Below are 16,553 nucleotides of genomic sequence, written 5' to 3' on the forward strand. Positions count from 1 at the left end.
TGGTGTCAGGTGTACCGGTCAGTGCCGGGTTGGCTTCGGGTTACCAGAGCAGCATGCTCGTCGCGCGAATCCGCGAGACGAGGGGCGGCAGGGGACAGAGCGGGGAGCGCATCGCCCGATGCCAGGCGCTCCTCGACCAGGGTCTGGACGACGCGGACGTACGGATGGAGCTGTGGTTCGCGCTGCGGCAGGGCTGAGGTGACCGCGTTCGGGGGCGGACGGTTCTGGCGAGAGCCCACCATTCGCGCCTGGCAAGCCTGTCACTACCTAACCAAGTCCCCCCAGGCTCAACCGTGTTGGAATTTCAGACATGGCCACTCCTGCCGACGGTTCCACGCGACTCGCCCCGGACGAGCCCTCGCGTCGCCTGCGCGCCGAGATCGAGCGGTTGCACGACGAAGCCGCGCAACAGAAAGCACTGGCCCATCGAAGGGCCGAATTCTGGAACAGGGCCCACATCGTGCTGGGTTTCCCCGCGGCTCTGCTCGCCGGCGTGGCGGGCACCGCCGGACTGGCCACGGCGGACGCACGCGTCCCCGCGGCACTGCTCGCCCTGACCTCTGCCGGGTTCGCGGCCGGGGCCGGCTTCCTGCGGAGCGATGCCAGGCGCATTGCCAACAAACGGGCCCGGCAGGCGTGGGCGGACGTGGAGGGCAAGGCAAGCGTGAAGCTGGCGCACGAGCACCTGATCCCCGAAGACCTGCGCGAGCTGCTGGAGAGCCGTCAGGCCGCGCTGGCCGCCTACGACGGTGGCGGCCCTTGGCCGGGCCCGGCATCGGCGCTGCCCGGCTGAACGAGCGCGCCTTACGAGACCCCGGCCAGAGGCCAGGGTGCGGGCCAAGCGCGGTCAGCGTCCAGGCGGCCACTGCGGCGGCGAACCATCCGGGCATGAGCTTGATCCAGTCGAGATCAGCCACGCCCGGGATTGTGGAGGCTCCGGGTCATCCCGGGGGCCGATCCGCGAAGGTGGTGATGGTGGGGTTGGAGGTGCTGGCCGACTGCGGGTGATCAGACGGGCTGGTGTGCGTCAGGCGACATTGAGGGCCTGGCGCGCGGCACTGATGATCCGGTGCGCATCGGCGCCGTACACGGCGGACTCCGCAGCGTACGCCAGGTACGGAGGTAGGTGTTCACGCTGGGCTCGTCCTCGAACCACAGTTCCGAGTGCCACGTCTCGACGATCACGCCGCCTGTCGGTGTCCACGCGCCAGAACTGCCGGATGTCGTCGCCGACGGCACTGTTCCGCCGGGCGTTGTCGAGCAGGTACAGCTGACCGTGGGTGGACGGGTTGTCGACGATGCGGAGGCGCTCGAACCGCTTGCCCAGGGCGGCCTGTTCGCGGCGCTCGGCGCACCATTCGGCGTCCTTGCCCGCCCAGTCCACGGGCTCGCCCCGGGTGAACTGGGCGTAGGTGTCGGTGACCTCGTCGGTCGCGTACCGGCGGCGGGTCTCCACACGCCAGGCGGTGTGCTCGAACTGGTTGAACAACCAGTCGAACTCGTCCCGGCCGAATGATGTTCGGCACGCGGTGAACCTCCTTGGGGGGCGAAGTCGATGTATTGGTGCTGGCCCTCTCAACTGGCCTGCGATCACGCTGAGTTCATGGTCACAGCGCAGCAAGAACCGGACACCACGGATGTCACAGCGGCCGTGGAGGCTCTACGGGAAGCACTGATGGCAGCGAAGATCGTGCTGCCGTCGCTGAGGGCGGACAGGGCGTCGCCCTCACTGAACCTGATCAGGCCGGGTGCGAACAGACGTCGCTATCCGGCTCGCTGACGTCATCCGGCGGGGGTGCGCATGGACGCGTATACGCCCGAGATCCACGATCTCGTGTTCGATGAAGCGACGCGCAAGGTGGGCCAGGTCATGGGCCGTGTGGGTCCGTGCTGGCAGCTCCGTCCGCCCGGCGGCGGACGGGAGTGGGACGCGTCCGGCCCACTGCGGCCCGCTACGGCGGCGGAGAAGCTGTCGGCGTGTGTGGCCCTGGTCAACGCCAGGAGCCGGGGAGAGCTGCCGTGAGCGCGCCAACCGCGACCGACGACCGGACGCTGTCGGCGGAGTGCGCCCTTGCCCGGCAGCCGACCTACGCGGATGTGCACCGCGAGTGCCGCCAGACCGAGGATGTGCCGCTTCCGCACTCGAACGGCATCTTCCTCGTGGCCTGCTGCCGGTGCCCGTGCCACCGCCGGGGCGGTGCGTCGTGAGCGCTCACGTCTGCCATGCCTGCGACGAGGTGATCACGGACCCGGCGGATGCCGACCTGGTCGCTCATGTGCTGGGCAACTCCGGTCCTGGCTGGGAGGTCTACGCCCGCCGTGATCATGTCGATGACGTCGGGATGATCGACCCGGACCTGCTCCGGAGCATGACCCGTATCTGGGACGTCAAGATCGCCGCTAGGGCCTGTCGTCAAATGATCTTCGGCGGTGGATCATGGACGAGTGATACGTCGCCATGAACTGTCTGATGTGGAGCGGGAGTTCGTCCGTCCGCTGCTACCTCGTTCGGAGCGGGGCAGGAAGCGGCTGGACGACCGGAGGTCCTCAACGGGATCGTGTGGAAGTTCCGGACCGGAACGGCATAGCCGACGTGCCCGAGCGGTACGGGTCCTGGGCCACGCTGCACACCCGCTTCCGCAGATGTGCCAAGGACGGCACCTTCGACCGGCTGCTGCAGGCCACGCAGGCGGCCGCGGACGCGGCGGGCGACATCGAGTGGCTGGTGTCGGTCGATTCCACGGTTGTGCGTGCCCACCAGCACGCGGCCGGGGCCTGCGGCATCAATCGCCTCAAGAGACATCGAGCCGTGGCCACCAGGTACGACAAACTCGCGGTTACCTACGAGGCTACCGTCCTCGTTGCCGCCATCAACGAGTGGTTGTGACGTACTGATCCGACGACAACTCGAACACCCGTAGCCGCCGGCCGCAGGTGGGATTGACGGTCTCACGGACCGGATGCATCCCCAGTTTGGTCATGATCCGTTCGGAGGCGTCGTTGCCCACTTGAGTGATGCTGACGATCCGTTCCAGCCCTCGCTCTTCGAACCCGAACCGTACAGCGGCCGCAGCGGCCGCAGCGGCCTCGGTGGCCAAGCCCTGCCCCCAGTGGGAACGTCCCAGCCGCCAGCCGACCTCAACCGCCGGCAGTACCTCCGGCAAGAAGTCGGGCACCGAAAGGCCGGTGAACCCGGCCAGCTCGCCAGTGGACCGGATCTCCACGGCGAACAGGCCGAAGCCCTGTGACTCCCACTCGCTCTCCCACGCCTGGACCCCGCCGCGAGTCTGCTGTTCGTCACGGACGCTGCCGTCACGGATCCACCGCATGACCTCGGGGTCGGCATTGACGGCAGCCATGGGTGCAACGTCTTCCTCGCGCCAGCGACGCAGGATCAAACGGGGAGTCTCAAGCATGACCATCCGATCATTCTGGATCACAAATGGGCTCTCCGCCATCCTCACCAGGCACTTTCGATACACGCCCTAACGCGCCACGCGGTAGCGGAGGTAGACGACTCCCGAGCTGAACGTGCGGGTCTCGACGAGTTCGAGATCCACCCGGCGCTCGCGATGGGGAAAGAACGGAATGCCACCGCCAACCAGCACCGGGTAGACCATGGCCCGGTACTCGTCGATCAGACCCAACGCGGCCGCCTCGGCGGCGAGAGTCGCGCCGCCGATCGCGATGTCGCCCTCCCCCGGCTCGGCTCGCAACCGCTCGATCTCCTCCGCCAGGCCGCCGGAGGCCAGGCGGGCATTGCCCTGCACCGCCGACAGCGTGGTGGAGAACACCACCTTGGGCAGCGGCTTCCAGAGCGCGGTCCACTCGCGATCTGAGTCGTCGAGCGTTGGATCCTGGTCGGCGGTCTCCCAGTACAGCATCGTCTCGTACAGCCGTCGTCCCAACAGGTGGACGCCGACCTGTCGAATCTCGTCGATCCAGAAGCGAAAGACCTCCTCGTCGGGCGCCGTCCAGTCGAAGTCGCCGTCCGGCCCGACGATGTAGCCGTCAAGTGAGACGCCCATCGAATAGGTCACGCTGCGCATCAGAAGTCCTCCTCGGTAACGGGTTCGACAGTACGACCGCCGGACCGCAGGACTCATCGCGGCTCGCGGGATGGGCCAAGGCACCTCACGAGATCATTTCGTTGAAAAACCTCAGTGGCTCCGTGGCGTCCGGCCGCGGAGCCTCCGCAAAAACCCGTTGGCGGACCACGGCGACCACTGCTACTTTTCCGGAGGCCGTGCGAGAGAACGAGGAGGTGGTACCCGTGAACGCAGTATCGACATGGGTGCTCACCTCCGGGGTCACGGTCGGGCGATAGGTCGTCCGGGAGCGCCGTTCTAGAGCCCTCCCGAAAGGCACGACCATGCAATTCACTTCTGAACAGCGCCTCGACGACGGCGTCCTCGAACGCGAATTCACCCTCGGCGAGATCCCCGGCACCCTGTGGACGCCTGGATCCGCACCGGCTCCGCTGATCCTGATGGCCCACAACAACGGCCTGCCCAAGGGGGAATCCCGGCTGGTGGCCCGGGCCCGGCAATCCGCGGCGTACGGCTACGCGGTGGCCGCCATCGACGCCCCCGGGTGCGGTGCCCGGCCCCGTTCCGCCGCCGACGAGCAGGCCCGCGCCGACCTCCGCCGGGCGATGCAGGCCGGCGAGCCGGTCGACGAGATCTTCGAGTCCTTCATCGGCCCGCTGGTCGAAAAGGCGGTCCCGGAATGGCGGACCACCCTGGACGCCCTCCTTGCGCTGCCCGAGATCGGCGGCCCGGTCGGGTACTCGGGGTGGACCGCCGTCGGCATTCGGCTGGCGGTGGTCGAGCCGCGCATCGCGGCCGCCGGCTTCTTCGCCGGGGGTTACGTGCCCCGCGCCCAGCGCGAGGAGGCCCGTCAGGTCACCATTCCGCTGCTGTTCCTGCTGCAGTGGGACGACGAAGGGAACCCCCGGCAACGGGCCCTGGACCTGTTCGACGCCTTCGGCACCAAGGAAAAGACGCTGCACGCCAATCTGGGCGGGCACGTCGGCACCCCGTGGTTCGAGGTGGAGGACGGGGGCCGGTTCTACGACCGGCACCTGAAGTGAGGCCGGGCCGTCAGGCCGGCAGCAGACGGTAGGCGGTGTCGGCCAGGATGCCGCTCATCGAGGACGGGTCCCGGCCCTCCTCGATGGCGGTGTCGGCTACTCGATTTGGCGCGACATCCCGGGCCACCGCCTCAGGCGGGCCACGAAGGGCATCAACCCCTCGGCGGGCCGAGCCGCACCGACCGCGGGCAGAGCGGCTCTGCCCTCAGGTAGCGCACGACGCATCTCCTCCACCAACACCACCTCCAGGAAGACGGCCCCCAACTCCTGGAAATCGCTAAGGGCTTGGAGAAGGCGACGATCGAGGCCTGCTGGCAGGACGGCGGATTCGTCCCGGTAGTCCAGGCTCTGCCTCAGCCGGCGACGTTCCTTATCAGCCCGTCGTTGAGCCCGTTCGTCGCTCAATGCGCGAACGCGCGAGGTGATGAGCATTGCGGAGCAGCTCGCGGACTGCCGCACCGGTCCGCTGGCCCGGATTCACCACCGCGAGCCAGCCAACGGAGCCGTAGACGGGGTGTGCAATCACAGCATCGGTGACGCTGGGGTCGTCGTCGATGGCGGGTTCGCGCGGCGCGTGGCCGGTCCAGTTGATGAACGATTCCTTCCCAGCGGCCATATTGACGCGGAACGTATTCCGGCGGTCCAGGCGCGACCTCTCGTCGCCCGGCTGGTTCTTCGTCACGATCGTCGCGAACGGTTGAGTCGCTTTCGGCATGACGCCCTCAGGAGAGTAGAAGAAGAACGTATCCCCCCAACTGATCTCTGGTGAGCCGTCATCGGGTCCCGGCCTGATGGCCAGGGCTCCATCCAGGCCCTCTACGAAGTAGATGATCTCTTCTATGGTCATGTGCTCAAGCGTTTCATTAAGGTGCTTATGGAGACTTTGAGCCGGAAGACAGAGGAGCGTTGGGTGTCAACTCTCAAGTCGTCGGCCATGCGCACAGTCGATGTCGCGCGACGTGCCGGGTACTCCGTTCAACAGGTGCGCAATCTCGAACGCGACGGTGTCCTGCCGCCAGCGACCCGCTCAGCTGCGCGCTACCGGATCTACGGGGAGATTCACCTTCAGTCCGCCCTTGCCTACCGAGCCCTCGCAGTCGGCACGGGTCCGGTTGAGGCCAAGCGGATCGTTCGTGCCGTGCATGAGTGCCCGACCTCGGAAGTACTTGCACTCCTCGACGCGGCACACGCCCAACTCGACCGGGAGCGTACGGACCTCGAACTCGCCAAGGAGGCTGCCGCGGCGATCTCTGCCGAGCTGGTCGAAGACGTACGCCAATCGGATTCAATGAGCGTCTCCGAACTTGCCGCCGCGCTCGGAGTGCGCCCATCGACGTTGCGGCACTGGGACGCCGAGGGGCTTGCGGTTCCTGACCGGGTTTCCCCGCGAGAATCGCGACGATACTCACCGGCCCAAACTCGGGACGCCCGGATTGTGCACCAGTTACGCAGCGCCGGGTACCGCATCGACCAGCTCCGGGCATTGATGCCGGGCCTGCGGCGCGGGCACCGGTCGGAAGACATCGGAGCCGCGCTGTCGGCCCGAGATGTGAGCATCGCGGCTCGCTCCCGTGCCCTCCTCGACGCCACCGTCGCACTCAGTACAGTCCTCGCCGCCGCCCACCCGCGCATCACCAAGGCCTGGACCGACACGGACACCGCACCACGGCCATCAACCACGGCGCCCGCCTCGGCATCGACGTCCACGTCGTCCAACGCGACCCCGCCGTCAAAGGATTGAAGGTCCTGCCCCGACGCTGGACCGTCGAGCGGCGGCGCGGTTACAGCTCCGCGTGCCTCAGGAACAGCGCGAGGTCGCTGTCACGCACCAGGGGGACCCCTTGCGGGTGCTGGTTGGCCAGGGCAGCAAGCGGAACCGGGGAACGGTAGAGAGCCCGCGTAGCGTCCAAATTGAGCGCGGCCCGGAACCTCCACGGGTGCTGAGCGTCGCCGGTCACCTCGTAGGGCTCGCCCTCGACCTCCGTAACGGCGGCCACTTCCCTCAGCGGAGCTGCGAAGTAGATCCAGATGCGATCCCCAGGCGCCATGTGGCGTCGTCGTGCGAGCCACCACTCCCTGCGAGGAGCGGCCTTGGCAAGCTCCAACACCCGATCCTTGCTGGGGAGGTCCCCGTCCATGGTCGTGTCTGTGGGGTCCAGGATGAACAGCCAGTCTCGCATGCTGCGCCTTCCCTTCCGGTCCGGCAGGTCAGGGCATTTCGTCTGCGACCGGGGGAAGTCCGGCCACGCATCCGGGGCACCATCCGGCGCTCTCGCGCCACGAGCGTTCCTCGTTCTGCGTGGACAGCGCCTTGGCGTGCCGGTGCAGCGTGCAGGCCAGGGCGTAGGTGCTCTCTTCTCTGCGGATAACCTGGGCATGGTCTTCCGGGTGGTCGTAAACGAGTTCCCAGCCGGGGATCACGGACGGGCCGATGGCATCGACGCGGCGGCGTCCGTCGCTGCTGACGTGGGTGGTGCGCTCCATGCCGTCTCCTCTGTGGCGTCCCCGCCTCCCTGCTCCGTGTGGCACCCGGGGGCGGACGGCGTGCATCGGAGAGGTGAATGTACACCTTCGACCCAGGCGCCAACTGCGCTCCGCCGGCGTGGACATCACCCGGCTACGAGTCCCCGCCCTGGGCTTGGGCGCGCTGCTCCCGGCGGTACTCGGCCTCGGCCTGGGCGGTGAGCTCTGCCTCCTCTCGCTTCAACGCCAGGGACTCCACGGCTTCTCTGTAGGCGTAGTTCGGCTCCGGTAGCAGCTCCTCCCGCTGCCACGCCCCGACGCACTCCACCGCGTGGGAAAAGCACGCCGCGCAGCACCCAGGCCCGGGAGCGCGCGCCGCCCCGGTAGGCGTACTCCAACCCGGACTGCCAGGCGTCCAGCACGTCCAACGTCTCGCGCAGCCGGGCGCGTACCGCCTCGTCGCGGATGACGCCGACAGCGATACGCGCAGGGCCGGTGAGGTCTTCCAGCTTCTGGTCCCACGTCTGCCGGGCGGCGGTGAACTCGGCGGACGCCTCGGCGTCCAGCCCGCGCTCCCGCGCGCCGGGCACGTCGCGGATGTGCCGCTGGAGCTTGCCGAAGGTGTCCGCCAGCGTGGCCACGGCGGTGTCCTGCTTGGCCTCCAGTCGTGCCTGGCGGGCCTCCGCCAGCGCCCTGGCCTGCGCCTGGTGCGCGCCGACGTAGGTGGCCGCCGCACCGACCAGGGCGCCGACGAGTCCGGAAACGGGCGAGAGCCAGTCCACAGTCTCAGCCCTTCTTGATCTGCTTGTAGAAGAAGAACGCGGGCTGTTCGGCGGTCGGGAGCACCCACGACCTGCCCAGCGGGTCGGGCAGCGGCTGGCCGTCCGGGAGAACGGTGAAGCCGCGCCGGGTGTAGAACTCGCGGAGCCGCGTGGTCTCCAGGTCTCGGGGAGCGTTGCCCAACCAGATCCGTACGCCCCGCTCCTTCAGCCGGTCCCCCATCGCGCGGACAGCGCAGCACCAGCGGAGCGTACAGGCGGTCGTGCTCCACCTTCGGGATGGCGTTCGGGGCGATGTCGTGGAACGCCCCCTCGAACAGCGCCTGTACCTGCGCCCGTTGGGCGTCGGTCGTTGCCTCGGATATGGCCACTTCGGTGCTCATGCAGCCCACCGTAGGACGCGCGGCCTTATCAACGGCGGTGCGCGGTACGGTGATAGGCCCCTGGGATCGGGTTGTGCGGTTCCGGACGGTAGTGCCGACCGTTCCGCTCGGTAGCCGCGAGCCGGGCCGGTCCGCCATGGACAGCTCAGGGCGGCCCAGTAGCCTTGAGCGGGTGCATGTTGCCTCTCGTTTGTATCGGCGGTTCTGCCGTCTTCCCTCCGTGCTCCAGGGACTCCTCTGGGGTGTCCTCTTCCTGACCCTCCTCAGCTCGGGCTGGGCGCTGTGGAACGGAGGCACGAGCGGTCAGCCGGGAGCGTCGGACGGGAGGGGCTCACCGAGCGTCTACGACCACGGTTACTCGATCACGAAAACCGTGCTGGCCGACAACCAGATCACGCTTCAGATTCCGGGCTTCGGATCAGAGACCGTCCAAGACACCCTGCTCAAGAACTGCCGGGGCATCGTGCAGCGGATCATGGCGGGAGGAAAGGCGCCCACAGGCTTCTACTCGTCGCCCGAGGAGTGGTATCACGGCTGCACCGACTACCTGGCCGAGTGGTTCGCCAAGCGGGACCAGTAACAGCCAGCCCGGGGAGTTGGAGCGGCCGACCCTCCCGGAGGGACCCGAGGTCTGCGTTGGCTCAAGAGCGAGAGACCACGCCACGAGGAGGACCAGGGCGGGGGCCGCGTAGGACGACAACTAGCCCGCTGAATCGCAGCGGGACTACTGCATCGGCTCCCCTACCGTACGGCCCCGCCGGCCAACGCCGTGGGGCAGGTTTCACCGTCCGGACTCCGCCGGCTCGGCACGCGCCTGATGAACCATGCCTCGGGGTACTGGAACACCCAGAACGGGCCGGGCACGATGACAGGCCACAACGCGATGGTGAACCAGGCCGGCTCCGCCAGACGATCCGTTCGATCAACGGCTCGCTGGAGTGCGACGGCAAGAACCCGGCGCATGTCCAGAGCCGGGTGGACAAGTACACGCAGTTCGCGGCGATCCTGGGCGTGCCGACCGGCGGGAAGCTCTCCTGCTGAGGCACTGAACGCTGCCAACCCCCACAAAACGGCCGCGGGCTGGGGAGGGTCACCCTCCCCCGGCCCCCGGTCATGTCACGTCCGGTCGGCGGCGGCAAGCTGTTCCTGGAGCCGGGCGTGGCGGAACTGGTAGACGGCCCCCGCCTGGCGCAGGACGCCCCGCCGATGAGCTTCGCCGAGGAACGCCATGAGCCGCCACGGCAGCCTGCCCGTCCCGCACAGCCACAGGCGGACGACGAGCAGCCAGCCCCAGGCGCTCAGGGCGATGGCCAGCAGGCCGACCGGCAACCAGACGACCATGGGCAGCCCCATGCTGTTCTGACTCATCGGCAGCGACCTGAGCAGGAAGACGCCGAGCGTGGTCCCGAACGCCATCACGACGATGCCCCGCGTGACCGCCGTCGCCCTGTCGCTGCGCAGGCCCGCCAGTGGGCTGGACGCCCGTGCGATGTCGACCGGAGTGGCCAGCCACCGGTGCACCCCGGCCGCGACACCGGTGATCACGCCGATGCTGAGGCCGAATGCCAGTCCGAAGGTCAGCGCGGCTTCGAAAAGGCGACGGGGAGGGACGGCGTACAGCCAGTCCTCGACGCGTGGTGGCAGTTCGTTCTGCAACCCGGTGTCGTCGGCGAAGACTCCGTTGGGCCACGCCGCGCGCACGTTCGTGTAGCTGCCCCGGGAGAGGTGCAGCTCCACGGGGCCGTAGAAAGTCGTGCATTCCGGCTCGTGCGCGCAGTCCCGGACCTCGTCCGCTCCAAACCTCGCGTAACTCGTGCCACCCCACGTGCTGACGACTCCGAGCACCGGTCCGGGAGTACGGACGAACCGCGTCCCGTCCGGGTGCCGGCCGTAGTGCCAGCCACCCGTCGCGAGGGCGTACGCGCCGCCGTCCGCCGTCCGGTGCACGACGGCGCCGGACGGGAAGTCGGCGTTCATGGAAGCCCGTGCACCCAGCGTCGAGGCATGGGCCAGGCCGAACGCGGCCCCCAGACTCAGACCGCCGAGCAGACCGGCGGACAGCGGCCGCAGCAGGGCCGGGCCGAGACGACGTCGTCGCTCCCGCCTGATCACCGGTGCCGCCGCCCGGCCGGTGACGCCCGGCCACACGGCGAGCGCGACGACAAGCCCGGCCAGCGCGCCGATCGCCAAGGACACGGGCTCGGAGACGAATTCGCTCCCGAGCACGAAGGCGACGAAGGCCGCCAGCAGAACGGCTGCCACGCTCAGCACGCCCAGGACGGGAGACCGGAACCTTTGGCGCCGCCCGAGAAGCGGCATGGTGGACGGGCGGACGTCTCCGGCAAGACCGAGAACAGCGAGCATCGTCGCCGTGGCAAGACCAGCGGCCATCGCCGCGGCGACCGGGCCCAGCCGTCCGCCCGCGTTGAAATGGATCGGGTTGAAGTCCCCCCAGGCGAATCCGAGACTGCCGGCGGACCCGACAGCGACCCCCAGGGGTGCGGCGACCGCGACCGACAACACCAGCTCGCGCGGTATCCGCCACCGTCCGGCCGGCTGTCCGGAACGCGCCGCCCGGCCGGGATCCGCCCATGTGCGGCCGCGCGACAGGATCACGTGTCCCGTACAGACCCCGGCAACGAAGGCGAGGGGTGTCGTGGGCTCCCCCAGGCCGACGGCGACCGCCATCGCCACGCATCCCAGGAGCAGCACCGGCCCAAGGCGCCTGAGCAACCACGGCAGTGCCAGCCGCAGTTCCCACCATGCCAGGTCGCGGGTCCGCCGCCGCTCCAGGTGCCGGGCCAGAAAGCGGAGCCAGTGCCCGGCTCGGTCGGCGTCGGGGGCGTCCCCGAAGGCCGCGGGTACGAACGCGTCGAGGAGGTGCTGCTCCAGCGCCTCCGGGCCGCAGAAGCGCCCGCCGTCGAGCAGCTCGATGGGGTCGGCGCGGGTGTCGCCGTACACCGTGCGGGCCATGGCCACCATCAGCGGTGTGCCGAGGACCTGCCGCAGGGCGGCGCCGGACGGGTCCCCGGGGTGTGCGCGCAGCCGCGTAAGGACGGGGTCCCAGCACGTCGAGCGCTGTCCGTCGCTTCCCCTCAACGGGCGGGCGGTACGCACCAGATAGCGGCTCGCCTCATTGAACGACAGCGGCTGGAGCTCGACCACGGCAGCGGAGGTGAAGACGTCCCCCGCCTCCACCACCTCCCCGTACACCTGCGTACGGCAGGTCAGCAACACCGGACTGCCGGGGTCCAGCTCCGCGTTCAGCCGACGCACGGCGTGGGCCCGCAGGGGTGCGGCGAGTTCGTCGAGACCGTCGAGGACCGGCAGGATGCGCTCGGCGGCCAGCAGCTCGCCGCCCCAGGTGGCACCCGGGTACGTCTGCGCGATATGGGCCGCCATCCAGGCGCTGAGGGGCTCGCGGTCCGGCTGCCAGGCGGCGAGCGGGAAGACCACGGGAACGGGCGCGCCGGGCTGCCACCGCTCCAGCGCGTCCAGGGCGTAGCGCACCGCGAGCACGGTCTTGCCGCCGCCCGGCCCGCCGAGAACCACCAGCCGCCGTGACGGCACCCGGTCGACGACGGCGGTGACGTTCTCCAGCCGGTCGCTCAGGTCCGCCGGACCGCCGATGTTCTCCTGATGGTCGGCCAGCCAAGCCTCGGCCCCGGTCCACCGAACGGGCATCGGCTCGGGGTCCTGAAGCCTGCGCAGCCGCCACTCCTCGGTCCACTGCTCCCCGACGGCGTCGGCCAGTTGCCGGGCCAGGCGGTCGAGCCGTTCGTCCGACACGGACCGGCCGTCGCCCGTGGCGCGCTCGCGCATCCGTGAGACGGCCAGTCCGGCCACGGACACGGCGAGGCCGAGTACGGAGGTCAGACCCGAGGTCTCGTAGAGATCGCCGTTCGCACCCGCGACGACGAAGACGAGGCCCGTGACGAGCACGGCCGCAACCCAGGCTCCGCGAATCGTCCAAATCCCGTCCATGCCGCGCCGCCCATACCGCATTGCACGGCCCCCCGTTGCGCCTCGTCCCCGCCCGAAGAATACGCTCAGCGACCGTGTGATCGCGGTACGAATGGGGAACTGGGGACTGTGCGCTCTCTCCCGGCCCGCGGCCACGGTGCGCCGGGCGAACGAGATTCGTCCGCGAACTCGACGTCCCGGACCTGGAGTCCGCGCGCGTCGATCGCAGCAGCACGCAACACTGCCCTGATGGACCTGGCCGCAGAGCTGCCCGCCATGGCCAAGACCGCGCAGCCCGCCGACCAGCCCACCTCCGACAGGGAGAAGTGGCTCACTCCGGGCGTCCGCGGCATCGGCACCGCCGGCTTCCTCGCCGACGTCGGCCACGAGATCCCGGGGCCTGAGGAACACCGGAACGAAAACCGGCGCTGAGCCTCCGTCGCCCCTGGTCGGCGGGCAGCGCTCCTTCGGCGCCGAGTCGGCGTGAAGTTCTTCCACGGATAACACCCCAATATCTGCGGCAGCTTGTTCCGTCACCTCCGGTGACCCTCTCCGGGCCGTACGTGAAGCGGACCTGTTATCTGCGGCAAAGGGGAAGCGGTGCCCACCGTCGTGCAGCTGCCGAGGGGGCGTCTCGCGGTTCTATGGGCGGTCGGTCAGGTCAGGCCGCGGAAGAGCCAGAGCAACAGCTGCAGTCGGCCCATGTGCCAGTTCCCTGGCGCGCAGTGGGTAGATCGGGCCTGGGTTAGTGGCCGGCGGGGGCGGGCGCGATCTGCTGCATGAGACTGAGCATGTCCGGGGCGACCCACTCCTCGGCGATCTGGTCCCCCTCGATTCGGTAGACCTCGATGCTCCGGTAGGCGACCTGCCGGCCCGTTGCCGCGAACTGCTGGAACTCGCCCTGGTGAGTGCCGTGGAAGTGGACCAGCACCGTCACCCTGTCGCCCGTGCCGAACATGTCCTGAACATCGATCTTCAGGTCTGGGAAGGCCTCCAGCATGGCCTGCGCGCCCTGCCGCCAGACCTCCCGGCCGTGCAGCGGGTCGGGCAGGCCGGGGACGTTGGCGATGAAGTCATCCGTCAACAGCTCTACGCACGCGTCGAGGTCACCGCTCTCCAGCGACTGGTATGCCGCGCGCAGCAGGGCCATGTTCTTCTCGGCGGTGGTGGTCATCTCGGTGTCCTTTCCGGGATGGCGCCGCGAGCTCGCCGCCCTCATCGGGGTCACCCCTCGGGCCGTGCGGCACTACCACCATCTCGGGCTGCTGCCCGAACCCGTACGGCGGAGCAACGGCTACCGCGAGTACGGCATCCGGGACGCCGTCCTGCTCGCCCGAATCCGGCGCCTGACCGAGCTCGGCCTCGGCCTCGACGAGGTGCGCGACGTCCTCGCGGACGACGAGGGCCGCGAGCTGGTGGAAGTCCTACAGGAGCTGGACGAAGACCTCGGACGGCAGGAAGCGGTCATCCGGGAGAGACGCCAGCGGCTCGCCGCGCTGCTGGCCGAGGCGCGGGGTGGGCGGCTGGCCGCCGAAGGGCCACTGTCGCCGCAGCTCACCAGGCTGCTGGCGGGCCTCAGCGAGATGCCGGACTCCCCAATGGCCATGACGGACCGGGAGGTCCTGGCCCTCCTTGACACCGTGGTCCCCGAGGCGGAGCGGGTCCGGCTGATGGAGACGCTGCAGGGGATGGAGGAGCACGCGGGCGAGGTGTACGGCCTCCTGGACGCCCTTGCCGGTAAGGAGCCGGACGGCCCCCGGGTGGCCCGTGCCGCCGCCGCGCTGGCGGACCTGCTGCCCGACGACCTAGTCGTGCATTTCTCCGACAAGGCCGGCGGCGCTTTGACAGACGTCATCTTCGCAGACCTGGCACCGGCCCAATCGGCAGCAGTGCGCGGTGCAATCGAACTCGTGAAGCAACGACAGGAAGAACAATCATGAGGACGTCGGAGATCCGGGCGCCCCTGCCCCCGCCCGAAGCCCCCGCGCGCGGGCCGGCCCTGCGGAAGCTGCGCGCCATCGCGGTGCCCGCCCAGCTCGTGCTGGCCGTCTGCCTGATCAGCGGGGTTCCGGTGCCCGACACCGTTCTGCTCGGTGGCAAGCTGCTCCTGCTGGTACTCCTCGGCGCCGAGGCGTACGTCTGGCTGCGGCTACGGCGGCTCGGACTGTCCTGGCGCCAGGCGCTCGCGCAGCTCGTACCCGAGCGCGTGGCGCGGTACGTGGCGCACGAGGCGCGGATCATGGCGAGCCTGGTCCGGTGGGCCGCACGCCGTCCGCACGGTGTCGGCGAGGCCGACGCAGTCTTCCCCCATGCCCGCGACCAGGCCGCCATGATGTACGGCTTCACGTTCGTGTGCGTGGCCGAGACGGTCGCCCTGTCGTACCTGCTCGCCGACTGGCCCGTCATCCACGCCGTCTTTCTGGTCGTCGACGTTTACACCGTCCTGTTCGTCCTCGGCATGCACGCGGCCGCTGTCACCCGGCCGCACGTCCTAGCCGCGGGTGTCCTGCGCGTCCGGCAGGCAGCCCATGTCGACGTGCCGCCGGGCAGGTCGGGAGCCGGAAGGAGTACCGGCCGAGCATGTTGATGTGGTGGCGGACGAACGGCGAGAGGCGGGCGATGTCCTCGTCGCGGACGTCGAAGCCGTCGGCGCGGAGCCGGGTGACGGCGGTGTCCATGTACCGGGTGTTGAACAGCACCAGCGCGTTCAGCACCAGGCCGAGCGCGCCGATCTGGCTTGGCGATCCTCCCGTAGTGCGCGCGGGCGGCCCCTCCCGTGTGCCGACGATCGGAACGTCGCTCTATGGCGCGAATCGTCCTACTGTCGCTCAGCTTCCGCGTACCTTCGGCCGTTCGCTGCGCATACCATTGCTGGGTTGGGGAGCCTCCTACACGTCCTCCCAGGCCATCGAGCTCATCCTCCAGCCGGCAGGCGTCCGGACGAACTGGGTGGTCTTGCGGCCGGAGCCTTCGAACCGCTCGCCGTCGAGGAAACCGGACTTGCGGTATTCGCTGAACCGGTGCGCGATCGACTCGAATATTTCGGTCCGCTCGGCGACTTCCCATTCGGAGAATTCCGTCAGCGTCCCATCGGTGAGGATCTTCTCCCGGGGCTCGACGAACGCGTCGAGGTCGTAGATCACGGGCTCGTCCCCGACGTTGCTGATAATCATTCCTTGTGGGATGAACACCTCACGGACAACGTTGACGTTCGGCCGGCTGCCGCCGGTGTTGGTGAACGCACCGAGGAAAGCGCGCATCAGCTGGTCGAGTTCGGCCTTGACGTCGGACAGCGGTACTCCTCCCACGGGTGGCCACTCTTCGGAGAGGGCCGACCAGATCTCGCTGTCGTGCCGCACGCCCCGGTACGCAGAGCGCTGCCGCAGCACACCATCGCGGGTCATCCCGAGCCGGCGCGCGGCTTTGATACTGCGGGTGTTGCCAGCCGTGGCCCACCATTCGACCCTGCTCATCCCGCGTTCCTTGAAAGCCCAGTCGATCAACGCCCGGCATGCCCGGGTCACCAGCCCTCGGCCTTCCCCGGCCGCCTCCAGCCAGCAGCCGATTTCGCACACTCCGGAGGTGGCGTCGAACTTCGTGAACATGACGCCGCCGACGAGCGTGCCGTCCAGCCAGATCCCATAGATCCGGGCGGTGTCCTTGGCCTGGTTGTCGGCGTAGTGCTGGAGGACGGCCGTGGCGGAGGCGAGGTCGGTGCTGAGCGTCGCCCAGGGTATCCAAGGGTCCACGTTGGGGCGGGCGCGGTCGATATGAGCGAGGAACTCCTGTGCGTGCCAGGGCTCCAGGGGGCGGAGCTGAGCGTTGTCACCGACCGGCAGTGCGAACACGGATACCTCAATCCTCGGGTACGTA

General features: G+C 69.1%; 22 protein-coding genes and 4 pseudogenes. 13 read left to right on the plus strand and 13 right to left on the minus strand.

The genetic code is table 11. From position 1 onward, the window contains the following. Window positions 1-53: 53 nt before the first annotated feature. Together OG729_RS01515 and OG729_RS01520 are read left to right on the plus strand one after the other, a co-directional pair. On the plus strand, window positions 54-197 hold the full coding sequence (locus tag OG729_RS01515; protein ID WP_405811458.1) for a hypothetical protein: 144 nt from the start codon (window positions 54-56) through the stop codon (window positions 195-197). 113 nt (window positions 198-310) lie between these two features. After that, entirely contained in the window at window positions 311-793 is a 483-nt protein-coding gene (locus tag OG729_RS01520) for a hypothetical protein (protein ID WP_405803736.1), read from the plus strand. A gap of 234 nt (window positions 794-1,027) precedes the next feature. Here the strand turns inward: OG729_RS01520 and OG729_RS01525 are convergent. Both OG729_RS01525 and OG729_RS01530 read right to left on the minus strand, forming a co-directional pair. Continuing rightward, window positions 1,028-1,185: pseudogene (locus OG729_RS01525) on the minus strand (transcriptional regulator); the annotation flags it as partial. 4 nt (window positions 1,186-1,189) lie between these two features. Then, window positions 1,190-1,544: pseudogene (locus OG729_RS01530) on the minus strand (DUF6879 family protein); the annotation flags it as partial. 257 nt (window positions 1,545-1,801) lie between these two features. Here OG729_RS01530 and OG729_RS01535 point away from each other — a divergent pair. From OG729_RS01535 to OG729_RS01550, 4 genes are all read left to right on the plus strand, one after another. Further along, complete coding sequence (locus OG729_RS01535) at window positions 1,802-2,023, plus strand: hypothetical protein (protein ID WP_360869645.1); 222 nt, start codon at window positions 1,802-1,804, stop codon at window positions 2,021-2,023. Next, window positions 2,020-2,208: a hypothetical protein gene (locus OG729_RS01540; RefSeq protein ID WP_405803738.1), complete on the plus strand. Its 189-nt coding sequence runs from the start codon at window positions 2,020-2,022 to the stop codon at window positions 2,206-2,208. Before OG729_RS01535 ends, OG729_RS01540 begins: the two co-directional genes overlap by 4 nt. After that, complete coding sequence (locus OG729_RS01545) at window positions 2,205-2,462, plus strand: hypothetical protein (protein WP_405803740.1); 258 nt, start codon at window positions 2,205-2,207, stop codon at window positions 2,460-2,462. The genes OG729_RS01540 and OG729_RS01545 overlap by 4 nt, the downstream gene beginning before the upstream one ends. 98 nt (window positions 2,463-2,560) lie before the next feature. Continuing rightward, the gene (locus OG729_RS01550; protein WP_405803742.1) at window positions 2,561-2,887 is read left to right on the plus strand and encodes a hypothetical protein; all 327 of its coding nucleotides are present in this window, start codon (window positions 2,561-2,563) and stop codon (window positions 2,885-2,887) included. Here the strand turns inward: OG729_RS01550 and OG729_RS01555 are convergent. Together OG729_RS01555 and OG729_RS01560 are read right to left on the minus strand one after the other, a co-directional pair. Beyond that, window positions 2,871-3,416 (minus strand): GNAT family N-acetyltransferase, encoded by a 546-nt coding sequence (locus OG729_RS01555; protein ID WP_405811007.1) that lies wholly within the window; start codon window positions 3,414-3,416, stop codon window positions 2,871-2,873. The two genes, OG729_RS01550 and OG729_RS01555, sit on opposite strands and share 17 nt — an antisense overlap. Before the next feature lie 69 nt (window positions 3,417-3,485). Beyond that, the gene (locus tag OG729_RS01560; protein WP_405803743.1) at window positions 3,486-4,049 is read right to left on the minus strand and encodes a dihydrofolate reductase family protein; all 564 of its coding nucleotides are present in this window, start codon (window positions 4,047-4,049) and stop codon (window positions 3,486-3,488) included. A 323-nt stretch (window positions 4,050-4,372) separates the two neighbouring features. On the opposite strand from OG729_RS01560, the gene OG729_RS01565 reads away from it, so the two are divergent. Beyond that, window positions 4,373-5,092 (plus strand): dienelactone hydrolase family protein, encoded by a 720-nt coding sequence (locus OG729_RS01565; protein WP_405803745.1) that lies wholly within the window; start codon window positions 4,373-4,375, stop codon window positions 5,090-5,092. A 373-nt stretch (window positions 5,093-5,465) separates the two neighbouring features. On the opposite strand, the gene OG729_RS01570 is transcribed toward OG729_RS01565, so the two are convergent. After that, window positions 5,466-5,939 (minus strand): DUF6194 family protein, encoded by a 474-nt coding sequence (locus OG729_RS01570; RefSeq protein ID WP_405803747.1) that lies wholly within the window; start codon window positions 5,937-5,939, stop codon window positions 5,466-5,468. Here OG729_RS01570 and OG729_RS01575 point away from each other — a divergent pair, their 5' ends adjacent. Further along, window positions 5,940-6,833, plus strand: coding sequence for a MerR family transcriptional regulator (locus tag OG729_RS01575; protein ID WP_405803749.1), 894 nt, complete (start codon window positions 5,940-5,942; stop codon window positions 6,831-6,833). It begins immediately after the preceding gene. Between the two features lie 40 nt (window positions 6,834-6,873). On the opposite strand, the gene OG729_RS01580 is transcribed toward OG729_RS01575, so the two are convergent. From OG729_RS01580 to OG729_RS01595, 4 genes are all read right to left on the minus strand, one after another. Then, window positions 6,874-7,272 (minus strand): hypothetical protein, encoded by a 399-nt coding sequence (locus tag OG729_RS01580; RefSeq protein WP_405803751.1) that lies wholly within the window; start codon window positions 7,270-7,272, stop codon window positions 6,874-6,876. Window positions 7,273-7,300: 28 nt separating this feature from the next. Next, window positions 7,301-7,576 (minus strand): hypothetical protein, encoded by a 276-nt coding sequence (locus OG729_RS01585; RefSeq protein ID WP_405803752.1) that lies wholly within the window; start codon window positions 7,574-7,576, stop codon window positions 7,301-7,303. Window positions 7,577-7,701: 125 nt separating this feature from the next. Further along, on the minus strand, window positions 7,702-8,337 hold the full coding sequence (locus OG729_RS01590) for a hypothetical protein (protein ID WP_405803754.1): 636 nt from the start codon (window positions 8,335-8,337) through the stop codon (window positions 7,702-7,704). Window positions 8,338-8,341: 4 nt separating this feature from the next. Next, window positions 8,342-8,557 carry a hypothetical protein gene (locus OG729_RS01595; protein WP_405803755.1) on the minus strand — a complete coding sequence of 72 codons (216 nt, stop codon included), beginning with the start codon at window positions 8,555-8,557 and terminating at the stop codon, window positions 8,342-8,344. Between the two features lie 380 nt (window positions 8,558-8,937). Here OG729_RS01595 and OG729_RS01600 point away from each other — a divergent pair, with 380 nt between their 5' ends. Together OG729_RS01600 and OG729_RS01605 are read left to right on the plus strand one after the other, a co-directional pair. Then, entirely contained in the window at window positions 8,938-9,297 is a 360-nt protein-coding gene (locus tag OG729_RS01600) for a hypothetical protein (RefSeq protein WP_405803757.1), read from the plus strand. A gap of 255 nt (window positions 9,298-9,552) precedes the next feature. Next, window positions 9,553-9,758 (plus strand): annotated as a pseudogene (locus OG729_RS01605) (chitinase); the annotation flags it as partial. 75 nt (window positions 9,759-9,833) lie between these two features. Here the strand turns inward: OG729_RS01605 and OG729_RS01610 are convergent. Continuing rightward, complete coding sequence (locus OG729_RS01610; RefSeq protein ID WP_405803759.1) at window positions 9,834-12,659, minus strand: NACHT domain-containing protein; 2,826 nt, start codon at window positions 12,657-12,659, stop codon at window positions 9,834-9,836. Between the two features lie 270 nt (window positions 12,660-12,929). On the opposite strand from OG729_RS01610, the gene OG729_RS01615 reads away from it, so the two are divergent. Then, window positions 12,930-13,112 carry a hypothetical protein gene (locus OG729_RS01615; RefSeq protein WP_360869620.1) on the plus strand — a complete coding sequence of 61 codons (183 nt, stop codon included), beginning with the start codon at window positions 12,930-12,932 and terminating at the stop codon, window positions 13,110-13,112. 313 nt (window positions 13,113-13,425) lie between these two features. Here the strand turns inward: OG729_RS01615 and OG729_RS01620 are convergent, their stop codons facing one another. Continuing rightward, window positions 13,426-13,854: an ester cyclase gene (locus tag OG729_RS01620; protein WP_405803761.1), complete on the minus strand. Its 429-nt coding sequence runs from the start codon at window positions 13,852-13,854 to the stop codon at window positions 13,426-13,428. Between OG729_RS01620 and OG729_RS01625 the strand changes: the two genes are divergently transcribed. Both OG729_RS01625 and OG729_RS01630 read left to right on the plus strand, forming a co-directional pair. Next, complete coding sequence (locus OG729_RS01625) at window positions 13,829-14,620, plus strand: MerR family transcriptional regulator (RefSeq protein WP_405803762.1); 792 nt, start codon at window positions 13,829-13,831, stop codon at window positions 14,618-14,620. The genes OG729_RS01620 and OG729_RS01625 overlap by 26 nt on opposite strands. Then, complete coding sequence (locus tag OG729_RS01630) at window positions 14,617-15,267, plus strand: hypothetical protein (RefSeq protein WP_405803763.1); 651 nt, start codon at window positions 14,617-14,619, stop codon at window positions 15,265-15,267. Before OG729_RS01625 ends, OG729_RS01630 begins: the two co-directional genes overlap by 4 nt. Here the strand turns inward: OG729_RS01630 and OG729_RS01635 are convergent. Both OG729_RS01635 and OG729_RS01640 read right to left on the minus strand, forming a co-directional pair. Next, window positions 15,155-15,427 (minus strand): annotated as a pseudogene (locus OG729_RS01635) (Tn3 family transposase); the annotation flags it as partial. The gene OG729_RS01630 and the pseudogene OG729_RS01635 sit on opposite strands and share 113 nt — an antisense overlap. A 141-nt stretch (window positions 15,428-15,568) precedes the next feature. Further along, a complete protein-coding gene (locus OG729_RS01640; protein WP_405803764.1) occupies window positions 15,569-16,528 on the minus strand; it encodes a GNAT family N-acetyltransferase in 960 nt (319 codons plus the stop codon). Between the last annotated feature and the right edge of the window lie 25 nt (window positions 16,529-16,553).

The sequence above is a fragment of the Streptomyces sp. NBC_00210 genome (genome assembly GCF_045160975.1).
Lineage (GTDB): Bacteria > Actinomycetota > Actinomycetes > Streptomycetales > Streptomycetaceae > Streptomyces.